Source organism: Pseudomonas sp. CCC4.1 (assembly GCF_035019225.1).
GTDB lineage: Bacteria > Pseudomonadota > Gammaproteobacteria > Pseudomonadales > Pseudomonadaceae > Aquipseudomonas > Aquipseudomonas bubulae.
This window is the reverse complement of record NZ_JASJWL010000012.1, coordinates 54,277-67,458: the sequence shown is the minus strand read 5'-3', so window position 1 is coordinate 67,458 and position 13,182 is coordinate 54,277. Positions and strand designations below refer to the sequence as shown.

Here is a 13,182-nt window from a genome sequence, read left to right as displayed (position 1 = left end):
ATGACTCCAGCGCTGTCGCGCCGATCTGCGCTTAAAAACGCAGGCCGGGCGCACTAAACAGGCTTAATTGGGGGTTTCTACCAACAAGGCATCTACACGCTGGAACCCACGAGGCAGTTTGTTGCCACGACGGCCACGCTCACCTTTGTAGTGTTCCAGGTCATCCGCCTTGAGCGTCAAGGTACGCTTGCCCGCCTGCAATACCAATGCGGCATTGTCTGGAAGTACCGCGATGTCGGTCACGTACTCTTCGCGGCTGGCCACGCGATCGCCGGGGATGCCGATGATCTTGTTGCCCTTGCCCTTGCCCAGCTGCGGCAGATCGCTGACTTTGAAGATCAACAGGCGCCCTTCAGTGGTTACCGCCGCCAGCCAGTTGTGCTCGCGATCGGACACCGGCCGCGGCTGCATCACCTGCGCGCCTTTGGGCAGACTGAGCAGCGCTTTACCGGCCTTGTTCTTGGCCTGCAGGTCTTCACCCTTAACCACAAAACCATAACCGGCATCGGAGGCGATCACGTACAACGCGTCGTCTTCCGGCAACAGCACGCACTCGAATGTCGCCCCCGGCGGCGGGGTCAGACGACCGGTCAGCGGTTCACCCTGACCGCGGGCCGACGGCAAGGTATGCGCGGCCACCGAGTAGCTGCGCCCCGTGGAGTCGATAAACACCGCAAACTGGTTGGAACGCCCGGCAGCGGCGGTTTTGTAACCATCCCCCGCTTTATAGGACAGGCCGGTAGCGTCCAGATCGTGGCCTTTACCGCAACGTACCCAGCCTTTCTCCGAGAGCACCACCGTGACCGCTTCAGTCGGCACCAGCTCGTTTTCCGACAGGGCCTTGGCTTCTGCGCGGGCCACGATTGGCGAACGACGATCATCGCCGTAGGTTTTGGCGTCTTCCAGCAGTTCAGTGCGCACCAGCTTTTTCAGCTTGGCTTCGCTGCCCAGCAGGGCTTGCAGCTTGGCTTGCTCTTTACGCAGTGCATCCTGCTCGTCGCGCAGCTTCATCTCTTCCAGACGGGCCAGTTGGCGCAGGCGCGTATCAAGGATGTAATCAGCCTGGGTTTCACTCAGGGCAAAGCGTGCAATCAGCTCAGCCTTGGGGTGTTCCTCGGTGCGAATGATATGGATCACTTCATCGAGGTTCAGGTAAGCGGTGAGCAAACCGTCCAGCAGGTGCAGGCGGCGCTCGACTTTATCGAGACGGAACTGCAGGCGGCGGCGCACGGTGTTGACGCGGAACTCCAGCCATTCAACCAGCAGGGCACGCAGGTTTTTCAGCTGCGGCTTGCCGTCCAGGCCGATGATATTGATGTTGACCCGGAACGTGGACTCAAGCTCGGTGACGGCGAACAAGTGCTGCATCAGTTCGTCGAGATCGACCTTGTTGTTGCGCGGAATGATGACGATACGGCACGGGTTTTCATGGTCGGACTCATCACGCAGGTCGGTTACCATCGCCAGCTTGGTCGGCTTGGCCTGCATCAGCGCGGCGATCTGCTCCAACACCTTGGCACCCGACACCTGATGCGGCAGTGCAGTGACCACGATGTCGCCGTCTTCGATGTGATACACCGCACGCATGCGCACCGAACCACGGCCGGTCTGATAGATCTTCAGCAGGTCGGCGCGCGGGGTGATGATTTCAGCTTCGGTCGGGTAGTCCGGGCCTTGAATGTGTTCGCACAATTGCTCAACCGTGGCTTTCGGCTCGTCGAGCAAACGCACGCACGCCGCCGCCACTTCACGCAGGTTGTGCGGCGGCACATCGGTGGCCATGCCGACGGCGATGCCGGTGGTGCCATTGAGCAGGATATTGGGCAAACGTGCCGGTAAAACCGCAGGTTCGTCGAGGGTACCGTCAAAGTTCGGTACCCAGTCCGCCGTGCCCTGGCCCAATTCGCTGAGCAGGACCTCGGAGTAACGCGACAGGCGAGCTTCGGTGTAACGCATGGCCGCAAACGACTTGGGATCGTCCGGCGCACCCCAGTTGCCCTGGCCGTCGACCAAGGTGTAGCGATAGCTGAACGGCTGTGCCATCAGCACCATCGCTTCGTAGCAGGCCGAGTCGCCGTGAGGGTGGAATTTACCGAGCACGTCACCGACGGTACGCGCCGATTTCTTGTGCTTGGAGTCAGCGTCCAGGCCCAACTCGCTCATGGCGTAAACAATACGCCGCTGAACGGGCTTGAGGCCGTCGCCGATATGCGGCAAGGCCCGATCCATGATGACGTACATGGAGTAGTTGAGGTAGGCCTGTTCGGTGAAGTCGGCCAGTGACCGGCGTTCTACGCCGTCCAGGCTGAGATCAAGGGAGTCGCTCATGCGGACCTCATTCAGTTCGTTGTCTGGCGCAGCAGCATGGTGCCGCCGCGCTGGGTAAATTCAAGTTTGTTCAGCGCACTCATGCCCAGCAGCACCTGCTCGCCGTCCAGCCCGGGGGCCGCTACAGCTCGCACATCGCGCAGCACAATGGCGCCCAGCTGCAGGCGATCGATGCGGGTCTGGTAGCCCTGGGTGCGGCCATTGGCGGTGCTCAGGGTCACCGGGAGGCCCTTGGGCAGTGCCAGTTGCCTGGCCAGATCCAGCGGTACTGCCACATCGGTGGCACCGGTATCGAGTAAAAATTCCACCGGCACGTTGTTGATCCGGCCACTGGCGACGAAATGGCCCTGCACGTTGCCGAGCAGTTTGACTTCGATATAACCCTCGCCTTGCTGCGAGGTCACTTCGGTATTGGGGTTTTGCTGACGCTGTTCCCAGCGCCCGAAAAACTGCGTGGCCAGGTACAGGCCCGCGCACCAGGCCACGATCATGAAGATACGCCCCACGCCTTTGCCCGGTGCTTGCTGGCTCATTGCTTGGCACTCCAGCCACCTTGCGGTGCAGCAAAGCGCCAGACGATGGGACGTTTTTCGCTATCGGCGCGTCTATGGCTGCCGTTGTCGACCCCGACCCAGGCGCCCTTGGCATCCAGGCTCAGGGCCTCGGTGTTGCCATAGCCGGTGTTGTAACGCCGGGCATCGGTCAGGGCATCATTGGCAAACGACCAACAGCGTTCGATCTCGCCCGTATTCGGGGTACGCCGGCAAATACGATAGGCCATGCGCTCAAGGGTAAACAGCTTGTCCTCGAACAGCGCCAGGTCGGCAAAGTCCTTTGCCTGGGCCTTGGCGTTGAGTTGCGTCGGCGGCTGTTCAAGACCGCCTTCGCTCATCAGCACGCAGCCGTTTTCGCAGTCCCATACACTCTGTTTTTTGCGAATCGTCAGCAAGCCACGGCGCTCACGCTCGGCCGCCAGCCATATCTGATTACCCTGCGAGTTGACGGCAATCCCCTCAAACAGCGCATTGAAATGCAGCAACATGCCGCTGGCACGGGCCTGACGCACCAGCGCCGGGTCGATTTTAAGCCATGAAGGCGCCCCGGCCTGAGGGATTTGCAGTACCGCTGCATGGGACTCACTGACCACGAACCGGTTGCCCGCCTCATCGCAACTGATCCCTTCAAAGTCCAGCTCGCCGCCGCGCAACGGGCTGATGGCCTTGCCCATCATGCGCACGCCCCACGGCAAGCCGCTTTCCGGCGCTGGCGGCACATCGACAGGCAAGGCTTCGGCCTGCCACAGAGACTCGCGGGTATCGAGGCGATAAATCTGATCATCATCACGATCAGACACCGCCCACAGCTCACCCGAACATAATGCCAGCCCGGACAGATTGCCACCGCGCATGCCTTCAACCGGATGCTCTGACTGCAACGCCAGTTCTGGCCAGGTATCGGCCATGACCGGCGCAGCACCCAAACAGAACAAGCCCAGCAAGGCACTGCGCATCAGGCCAGCACCTGCGCCAGGTTGCCTTTGGATTCGAGCCAGGACTTGCGGTCACCGGCGCGTTTCTTGGCCAGCAGCATGTCCATCATTTCTGACGTGGCGGCGAAGTCTTCAAGAGTGAGTTGCACCAGGCGACGGGTGTTCGGATCCATCGTGGTTTCGCGCAGCTGTGGCGGGTTCATCTCACCCAGCCCCTTGAATCGTGTGACTTGCGGCTTGCCGCGTTTTTTCTCGGCGACAAGACGGTCAAGAATGCCGTCGCGCTCGGCTTCGTCCAGGGCGTAGAAGATCTCCTTGCCCAGGTCGATGCGGTACAGCGGCGGCATCGCCACATAGACGTGACCGGCATCCACCAGCGGGCGGAAGTGCTGCACAAACAATGCACAGAGCAAGGTAGCAATGTGCAGGCCGTCGGAGTCGGCGTCGGCAAGGATGCAGATCTTGCCGTAACGCAACTGGCTCATATCGGCCGCGCCCGGATCGACACCGATGGCCACAGCGATATTGTGCACTTCCTGGCTCGCCAGCACTTCGCTGCCGTCGACTTCCCAGGTGTTGAGGATCTTGCCGCGCAACGGCAGGATCGCCTGGAACTCCTTGTCCCGCGCCTGCTTGGCCGAGCCGCCTGCAGAATCACCTTCCACCAGGAACAGCTCGGAGCGCATAGGGTCTTGCCCGGCGCAGTCCGCCAGCTTGCCCGGCAAGGCCGGCCCCTGGGTAATGCGCTTGCGTTCTACCTTTTTACTGGCCTTGAGCCTGCGCCCGGCGTTGTTGATCGCCAGTTCGGCCAGTTGCATGCCCAACTCGGGGTTGGCGTTGAGCCACAGGCTGAAGGAGTCCTTGATCACACCCGAGACAAATGCCGCCGCCTCACGGGATGACAGACGCTCTTTGGTCTGACCCGAGAACTGGGGTTCCTGCATTTTCATCGACAGCACGAACGCAATGCGCTCCCACACATCTTCAGGCGCCAGCTTGACACCCCGCGGCAGCAGGCTGCGGAACTCGCAGAACTCGCGCATGGCATCGAGCAAGCCCTGGCGCAGGCCGTTGACGTGGGTACCGCCCTGGGCCGTAGGGATCAGGTTGACGTAGCTTTCCTGAACACTGTCGCCGCCCTCGGGCAGCCACAGCAAGGCCCAGTCGATGGCTTCCTTGTTACCGGCCAGGCTGCCGCAGAACGGCTCGTCGGGCAGGCGTTCAAATTCGCTGACTGCATCGACCAGATACGAGCGCAGGCCGTCTTCGTAATGCCACTCGACCTTTTCGTTGGTGTTTTTGTCTTCGAACGTAACCAGCAGCCCCGGGCATAGCACGGCCTTGGCCTTGAGCACGTGCTTGAGGCGGCTGACGGAAAACTTGGGTGAATCGAAGTATTTCGGGTCCGGCGCGAAGTACACGCTGGTGCCGGTGTTGCGTTTGCCCACGGTGCCGATAATTTCCAGATCGGTGGCTTTATAGCCATCGGCAAAGGTCATCTGGTACTCGTTGCCGTCACGCTTGACCTTGACCCGCACCAGCGTCGACAGCGCGTTGACCACCGAGATGCCCACGCCGTGCAGGCCACCGGAGAACTGGTAGTTCTTGTTGGAGAACTTGCCGCCCGCGTGGAGCTTGGTGAGGATCAGCTCGACGCCCGGCACACCCTCTTCAGGGTGGATGTCCACCGGCATGCCGCGCCCGTCATCGCTGACTTCCAGCGAATGATCGGCGTGCAGGATGACGTTGACCGACTTGGCGTGACCGGCCAGGGCCTCGTCGACGCTGTTGTCGATGACTTCCTGGGCCAGGTGGTTGGGCCGGCTGGTGTCGGTATACATGCCGGGGCGTTTGCGCACCGGGTCGAGGCCCGAGAGGACTTCGATGGCGTCGGCGTTATAAGAGCTAGCGCTGGGAGTGGCCATAGGGTCTCGTCGTTAGTCGTAAGTGAAAAAAAGGGCCATTCGACGGGCGCCTTAAAGGGCCGCGAAGTCGATGGTTTCAAACTGTTCGGCGCCGATCCCTGCAAAGTTCAGCAAGTCGGGCAGCTGCTGGGCAAAGCCCTGATAACTGTGATCACCGCCCGCCTCAATACGCAACGTACATGCCGCGTAGTACTGTTCAGCGTAGCGGTAGTCCAGGGTTTCATCGCCTGTCTGCAACCACACCTGACAACGCTGCGCGTCCTGAGGGGCTGGCACTTCAAGTTCTGCCAGCGCCTGCACGTGATCGAGGGTCAGTTCCCAGGTTTCGCCGCTGTAGTGATTGGTTTGCGTGCCCAGATAGCCGTCGAACATCCGGTGCGGGCTGACGGCCGGATTGATCAGCAAGGCCTTGAGGCCGTATTGGCGGGCCAGCCATGTCGCATAGTAGCCGCCGAGCGAGCTGCCGACCAGCAATGGGCTGCCAAGCTCACTGATTACGCCCTGCAATTGGGCAATGGCCTGGCGCGGATGATGGTGCAGGGCAGGCACCCGCAGTTGCCCGCCAAGGCCCATGCCGTGCATAGCCGACGTCAACTGCATGGCTTTCTTGGACTCGGGGGCACTGTTGAACCCGTGGATATACAAGATGGAACCTGACATGCGATGACCCCCGAAGACCCGTTAAGCTGAACACAGCAACAATAAAGGCGCGCAGTTTAGCCTGACTCAGGGGCAATGACTCGCTTCAAGATAATTCAGTAATTGTTGGCGCTGTAATCCGGCTCAAAGGTGAAATCCGCCAGGCGCGACACGCCGGTTTGCAGAGTGCCGTCCGGTTGCAAGCGCAGCCAGCGATAGCCCGGTGCCTCGCCGCTGACCTTGAAGTCTGGGCTGCCCACCGCGAACTGGATGCAGGTAGAGGGCGTGGCTAGCAATCGAACGTCGTTGCGCTGCTGGTCGAACGCCTGATGAACATGCCCCCACAGTACCGCCCGGGCCTGGGGATAACGGTCCATGACCGACCAGAATTCTTTGGCATTGCGCAGACCGATCGGCTCCAGCCACGGGCAGCCCACCGACACCGGGTGGTGATGCAGGCACACCAGGTGATGGCGATCGGGGGCTTCGCTCAAGGACTGGGCCAGCAATTGCAACTGATCGTCCTCCAGGTAACCGGGGGTGGAGTGGGGAACAGCCGAGTTGAGCAGCGTAATGCGCCAATTGCCAATATCGACCACCGGCTCCAGAAGACGGCTTTGCACGGCCGCTTCACGCATCTGCGCAACTTGATCGTGGTTGCCGGGGATCCAGCGGCCAAAGGGTGCCAACGGCGCGGTCAGTGTGCGAAAGCGTTGATAAGCCTCGACACTGCCGTCCTGGGTCAGATCACCAGTGGCCAGCAGGCCGTCAATATGCGGCTGCTCGGCCTGCACCAGATCAATCACTTGCTGCAGGCTTTGCGCGGTCTTGAGCCCCAGCAGCGAGCCATCCGCTTCTGCAAACAGGTGGCTGTCAGAGAGCTGCACCAGCAGCACCGGGTCTTCGGTGGTCAGCGTGGATACATTCGGCAAGGTGGCTCTCCCGGGGAGGGTCAGTGAATGGCGCGATTATGCCATTGAGTATGGCCATTATGGGAGTAAGCGCCTTGATCCAGAGGCCAGTTTTTTGGTGCGCTTGCCAGGATTTCAGCGCACATCTGCGTACTCATGGCCACAGGCCAGGCAATGACTTAGCCACTCACCCAAAAACACATTGAGCTGGGCCTTTTCGTCGGGCTGGTGCATGGCGATATTGGGGTAGGGATAAATGCTGCGAAAGCGCCGCGCATGCTCGGCCGCGACCACTTCGGCCATGCGCGCATCGTGATACACCTGCACCTGCAATTGAGGCACCGGCAACCACGGCAAGCTGTGCTCCTGGCTGACACGCAGGGTGCTGGTGTACGGGCAATCGAGGATCACCTCCAGCGTCAGCACGCCCAGCATCTGATCGCCCTGGGTCACGGCAATCTGGCGCGGGCCGGGTTGCTCGCGCATTTCGGGCAACAAACGCATCAGACGCGCATAGTTGGCCTCGCAAGCGGCCTGCAGCCCGATCAGATCGACCCGATAACGATCGCGAACCCCATTTACGACCATAACCCCCTCACTTCAGCGCGATTAAGCGCCAGCCATTGCAGGGCAATAATGCTCGCTGCATTGGAAATACGCCCATCACGTACTGCTTGCAGCGCATCTTCGTACGCCCATACCGTTACACGAATATCTTCTGCCTCTTCCTCCAGACCATGCAAGCCCCCGACGCCCTCAGTGCTGCAACGCCCGAGATAGAGATGAACAAACTCGGTGCTGCCCCCCGGCGACGGGAAGTAGCGAGTGATCGGCCACAACGACGAGAACGTCAGCCCGGCCTCTTCTTCACCTTCACGGTGAGCCACTTCCTCGGGCACTTCAGCCTTGTCGATCAGCCCGGCAACCAGCTCGATCAGCCAGGGCGTGTCAGTCTTGCCCAGGGCGCCGACGCGGAACTGTTCGATCAGTACCACTTCATCACGCTGCGGGTCGTAGGGCAGCACACAGACTGCATCATGTCGTACAAACACCTCACGACTGATCTCGCGACTCATGCCTCCGGCAAAGAGTTCGTGTCGCAGATGCACCCGATCAAGCTTGTAAAAACCCTGATAACCGTTCTCGCGCTTTACGATCTCGACGGTGCTTGGCCTGGCCTTGGTGATGTCAGTCATTACAAACCCCTTGCTGGCGAATTTCACCGTGGGCGGACCCTCGGCATCGCGCATCCTAACGCGCCAGAGACTGCGGATGCAGCCTCTTTTCTAACACGGGGATAGACGGATCGCCTGCAAAACAACTCTAATTGGCTCTACATAAGCTTAGTGGCGAACCGATGCCCATGCTGGCAGTCGAACCACCATCACTCCCCCACTCTTCCGACGATGAAGGACGACCATGTCGCTTTTAAAGTTTGCTTCCATGACTTGCATCGCCCTGACCCTGGGCGCTTGCCAAAGCGTGTTCCAGCCTGCGGTGCAAAAGCCGTTGGCGTTTGCCAATGACGCTTCCGAGCAAGTCAAGGCAGGCTGCACCGGCCAGGATTGCCCGCTGGTGAACATCGATACACTGCATTTTCCCGACGCCCCCAAGCTCGATGCGCTGATCGAAAATCGCCTGTTGCGAATGACCGTCAATTCGCCTGAGGACAAACTGGCGCCCTCGCTCAACGCCTATCGCGAACACTTCCTGCGTACGGCCGACAGCCGTAACAGCACTTATTTGCAGGCCAAGGTACGCGAGCAGCATGACGGTCTGGTGATTGTCGAGCTTTCCAGCTACCTGGATACCGGGGGCGCCCATGGCATGCCGGGCCGCGGCTTTATCAACTACTCGCGCTCACAGCAAAAGGACGTGACCCTGCAGGACATGCTGCTGCCGGGTCAGGAACAGGCTTTCTGGGGTGCAGCCAAAGTGGCTCACAACAACTGGCTGATCAGCAGCCATTACGGCAGCGATCCGGAGTTCGTGAAAAACTGGCCGTTCGAGAAAACCCCGCATGTGGCGCTGCTCAAAGACAACGTAGTGCTCAAGTACGACGTGTACAGCATTGCGCCGTACTCTGAGGGCCATGTTGAGTTGAAGATTCCGTACTCGCGTTTGAACGGGATTTTAAAGCCAGAGTGGTTTCCGGGTCGCGGGTAACGCCAACCGCCCCTGTGGCAGCGGGCTAGCTCGCGATGGGATCGATACGGTCTCACTTGAAAACCGCGTCGCCAGCATCGCGAGCAAGCCCGCTCCCACAGTGTGCTAGGCCGTTTTTGACCCGCGCCCCAACAGCCACTGCAACCCACCGGCCAGCAACAACGCGGGCAATGTTGCGCCTACATCCGGCAGCACGTTCGCCAGCAGGTGATAGGTCAGCACCCCGCCCAGCCAGGCCAGCAGCGTCGGCCAGCGCCACAACTCAGGCGCAACCCGGGCACTGCGCTGGCGCAGGATAAAGTGATCCACCAGCACCACGCCGAACAATGGCGCGAACACCGAACCAATCAGCAACAGAAAGTTCTGGTACTGCGCCAGCGGCGCGAAGCAGGCGATCAAGGTGCAGACCACGCCGATGGCCAGGGCCAGATGCTCGACTTTCAAACGCAACAGAATCCCGCCTGACACCGCCGCCGAGTGAATATCGGCAAATGCGTTTTCCGACTCATCGAGCAAAATCAGCAGCAGCGGAATCCCCAGCCCGGCCCCTGCCAGCGCCAACAGCAGCGCATTCACTTCACCACTCGGGGCGAATGCCAGGGTGTAAGCCACGCCCAGGCTCATCAGCCAGAAGTTACCGATAAAGAAGCCCAAGGCCGTGCCGCCGAACACGTTTTGTGCACGCTTGCCGAAGCGTGAGTAATCCGCAATCAGCGGCAACCACGACAGCGGCATGGCAATGGCAATGTCAAAACCCACTGCGAACGGCAGCGAACCATCGCCTTTTTGCGCCCACAGCGCTGGCAGATCGGCTTTGGCAAACAGGTTCCAGGTCAGCCATAGACAGGCCGCCAGCAGTAACCAGATACCCCATTTGCGCAGAATCTTGCGCACAAAGGTCAATGGCCCGCTCACCGCAAGCAAGGTGGCCAAGGCGCCGAACAACAGCGTCAGCAACAGGGGGTTGCTCAACAGGCTGCCTTCGCCAAAAGCCCGGGCGCCAAGCAGGCTGGCTGCGTCGCGCATCACGATGATTTCAAACGAGCCCCAGCCGATCAGTTGCAGCACGTTGAGCATGGCCGGGAGCATGGCACCGCGGCTGCCCAGGCTGAGCTTGAGCGCAGCCATCGACGACAGGCCGGTATCGCTGCCAATCACACCGACCGAAGCCAATAGCGACACGCCTACCAGCGTGCCGAGAAAAATCGCCAGCAATGAACCCGACAGTCCCAGCCCCGGCGCAAGCAACGCGCCGGTCTGCAACACCATCAGGCCAATGCCGAGGGAGAACCACAGGGAGAACAAATCGCGACCACCGAATGCACGCCGGTCCAAAGGAACAGCAAGGTCGGGAGAGTAAGTACCGGGTGTGTTCAAGGAATGAATCCCACAAAGAGAAAACCGCCTAAAAAACCCTGTGGGAGCGGGCTTGCTCGCGATGCAATCAACTCGGTGCAGCTGAATCACCGAGGTGCTGCAATCGCGAGCAAGCCCGCACCCACAAGGGGACTGCTCACATCACACTTTCTTGTACAACTGGCTGCCTTCCTGCTTGAAGCGCTCGGCCTGTTCGGCCAGGCCTTTGGCCACATCCACGTCGATGGCATCTATGCGCTGGTTGGCGGCGTAGATACGAACTTCCTGGGTGATTTTCATCGAGCAGAACTTCGGCCCGCACATGGAGCAGAAATGCGCGACCTTGGCCGAATCCTTGGGCAGCGTTTCGTCGTGATAGGAGCGCGCCGTGTCCGGATCCAGGCCCAGGTTGAACTGATCTTCCCAACGGAACTCAAAACGCGCCTTGCTCAGGGCGTTGTCGCGGATCTGAGCGCCTGGATGACCCTTGGCAAGGTCGGCAGCATGGGCCGCGATCTTGTAGGTGATGATCCCGGTCTTCACGTCATCCTTGTTCGGCAGGCCCAAGTGTTCCTTGGGCGTCACGTAGCAAAGCATGGCGCAACCGAACCAGCCGATCATCGCCGCACCAATGCCCGAGGTGATGTGGTCGTAACCCGGCGCAATGTCGGTGGTCAGCGGGCCGAGGGTGTAGAACGGCGCCTCGTCACAGCACTCCAGCTGCTTGTCCATGTTCTCCTTGATCAACTGCATCGGCACGTGGCCAGGGCCTTCGATCATGCACTGCACGTCGTGCTTCCAGGCGATCTTGGTCAGCTCGCCAAGGGTTTCCAGCTCGCCGAACTGCGCCGCGTCATTGGCGTCGGCAATCGATCCCGGACGCAAGCCATCGCCCAGCGAGAAGCTGACGTCGTAGGCTTTCATGATTTCGCAGATTTCGTCGAAGTGGGTGTAAAGGAAGTTTTCTTTGTGGTGCGCCAGGCACCACTTGGCCATGATCGAACCACCACGGGACACAATCCCGGTCACGCGCTTGGCGGTCAGCGGCACATAACGCAGCAGCACACCTGCGTGGATGGTGAAGTAGTCCACGCCCTGCTCGGCCTGCTCGATCAGGGTGTCGCGGAACAGCTCCCAGGTCAGGTCTTCGGCCACGCCGTTGACCTTTTCCAGCGCCTGGTAAATCGGCACCGTACCAATCGGCACCGGCGAGTTGCGGATGATCCACTCACGGGTTTCGTGAATGTGCTTGCCGGTGGACAGGTCCATGACCGTGTCCGATCCCCAGCGAATGCCCCAGGTCAGCTTGGCCACTTCTTCTTCAATAGAAGAGCCCAGCGCACTGTTGCCGATATTGCCGTTGATCTTCACCAGGAAGTTGCGACCGATGATCATCGGTTCCAGCTCAACGTGGTTGATGTTGGCCGGGATGATGGCGCGGCCGCGGGCGATTTCATCACGCACGAATTCGGCGGTGATTTCTTTCGGGATGCTCGCGCCAAAGCTGTGGCCCGGATGCTGCTGGTCAAGCAAACCGGCGGCGCGGGCTTCCTGCAGCTTCATGTTTTCGCGGATGGCGACGTATTCCATCTCGGCGGTGATGATGCCCTGACGCGCATAGTGCATCTGGCTGACGTTGGCACCGGCCTTGGCCCGACGCGGGTTCTTCACGTGGGCGAAGCGCAGTTTGGTCAACTCTGCATCTTCAAGGCGCATCTGCCCAAAGTTGGAGCTCAGGCCCGGCAGGCGCTCGGTGTCGTCACGGTCGTCAATCCACGCCGAGCGCACATCGCCCAGACCTTTGCGCACATCAATTTGCACCGACGGGTCGGTATACGGGCCCGAAGTGTCGTAGATCAATACCGGGGCGTTCACTTCACCGCCAAAATCGGTAGGTGTGACATCCAGGCTGACTTCACGCATCGGCACCAGAATGTCCGGGCGCGAACCCTGTACGTAGACTTTTTGCGAGCGGGTAAACGGCTTGACCGACTGCTCATCGACCTTGGCCGAATCACTGAGATTGATCGCGTTTTTTGGTTTTGTACTCATCACGGCTCTCCAGACTGCATCCAGGCGGATTGTCGGAGGGAGAACCTGAAAAATGTACGGATGCACCCAAGGACTGGGTGCTGAGTGACGGCCTCGAATGATTGATCATTTTTTGACCAATCAATCCCGGACAGCACTCAAGAGGACTCGCCGGGAGACGAGAAATCTTGTTCCCTACGCAGGCGTTAACCTGATCAGGTTCAACGGGATCCGAAATTATTCGATCTCAGCCTCATAGCAAGGCACCCCGACAAGAACGCGCCCAGTCTAGAGAAGAGTGAGGCAGAACGCCAACCCCTCAATCAATGGCGTGATA

The 13,182-nt window shown here is 60.2% G+C and carries 11 protein-coding genes and 1 riboswitch; of the genes, 1 reads left to right on the top strand and 10 read right to left on the bottom strand.

The window, feature by feature from the left end; genetic code table 11:
* Positions 1-63: 63 nt before the first annotated feature.
* The 8 genes from parC to QN377_RS07580 all read right to left on the bottom strand — a co-directional run bounded on the left by parC (position 64) and on the right by QN377_RS07580 (position 8,488).
* Positions 64-2,328, bottom strand: coding sequence for a DNA topoisomerase IV subunit A (gene parC / locus QN377_RS07615; RefSeq protein WP_095000941.1), 2,265 nt, complete (start codon positions 2,326-2,328; stop codon positions 64-66).
* Positions 2,329-2,339: 11 nt separating this feature from the next.
* On the bottom strand, positions 2,340-2,861 hold the full coding sequence (locus tag QN377_RS07610; RefSeq protein WP_095000940.1) for a retropepsin-like aspartic protease family protein: 522 nt from the start codon (positions 2,859-2,861) through the stop codon (positions 2,340-2,342).
* Complete coding sequence (locus QN377_RS07605; RefSeq protein ID WP_095017686.1) at positions 2,858-3,838, bottom strand: esterase-like activity of phytase family protein; 981 nt, start codon at positions 3,836-3,838, stop codon at positions 2,858-2,860. The genes QN377_RS07610 and QN377_RS07605 overlap by 4 nt, the downstream gene beginning before the upstream one ends.
* Positions 3,838-5,742 carry a DNA topoisomerase IV subunit B gene (gene parE, locus QN377_RS07600; protein WP_095000938.1) on the bottom strand — a complete coding sequence of 635 codons (1,905 nt, stop codon included), beginning with the start codon at positions 5,740-5,742 and terminating at the stop codon, positions 3,838-3,840. Before parE ends, QN377_RS07605 begins: the two co-directional genes overlap by 1 nt.
* A 51-nt stretch (positions 5,743-5,793) precedes the next feature.
* A complete protein-coding gene (locus tag QN377_RS07595) occupies positions 5,794-6,402 on the bottom strand; it encodes a YqiA/YcfP family alpha/beta fold hydrolase (protein WP_095000937.1) in 609 nt (202 codons plus the stop codon).
* Between the two features lie 95 nt (positions 6,403-6,497).
* Positions 6,498-7,313, bottom strand: a complete 816-nt coding sequence (cpdA, locus tag QN377_RS07590) for a 3',5'-cyclic-AMP phosphodiesterase (protein WP_095000936.1) — start codon at positions 7,311-7,313, stop codon at positions 6,498-6,500.
* A gap of 114 nt (positions 7,314-7,427) precedes the next feature.
* The gene (locus QN377_RS07585) at positions 7,428-7,880 is read right to left on the bottom strand and encodes a DUF1249 domain-containing protein (RefSeq protein ID WP_095017687.1); all 453 of its coding nucleotides are present in this window, start codon (positions 7,878-7,880) and stop codon (positions 7,428-7,430) included.
* Entirely contained in the window at positions 7,871-8,488 is a 618-nt protein-coding gene (locus QN377_RS07580) for an NUDIX domain-containing protein (protein ID WP_095001096.1), read from the bottom strand. The genes QN377_RS07585 and QN377_RS07580 overlap by 10 nt, the downstream gene beginning before the upstream one ends.
* Positions 8,489-8,711: 223 nt before the next feature.
* On the opposite strand from QN377_RS07580, the gene QN377_RS07575 reads away from it, so the two are divergent.
* On the top strand, positions 8,712-9,458 hold the full coding sequence (locus QN377_RS07575) for an RsiV family protein (RefSeq protein WP_095000934.1): 747 nt from the start codon (positions 8,712-8,714) through the stop codon (positions 9,456-9,458).
* A 105-nt stretch (positions 9,459-9,563) separates the two neighbouring features.
* On the opposite strand, the gene cytX is transcribed toward QN377_RS07575, so the two are convergent.
* Both cytX and thiC read right to left on the bottom strand, forming a co-directional pair.
* The gene (gene cytX / locus QN377_RS07570) at positions 9,564-10,835 is read right to left on the bottom strand and encodes a putative hydroxymethylpyrimidine transporter CytX (protein WP_169916129.1); all 1,272 of its coding nucleotides are present in this window, start codon (positions 10,833-10,835) and stop codon (positions 9,564-9,566) included.
* Positions 10,836-10,976: 141 nt separating this feature from the next.
* Entirely contained in the window at positions 10,977-12,866 is a 1,890-nt protein-coding gene (thiC, locus tag QN377_RS07565; protein WP_095000933.1) for a phosphomethylpyrimidine synthase ThiC, read from the bottom strand.
* Positions 12,867-13,020: 154 nt separating this feature from the next.
* Positions 13,021-13,126, bottom strand: a riboswitch (TPP riboswitch).
* Between the last annotated feature and the right edge of the window lie 56 nt (positions 13,127-13,182).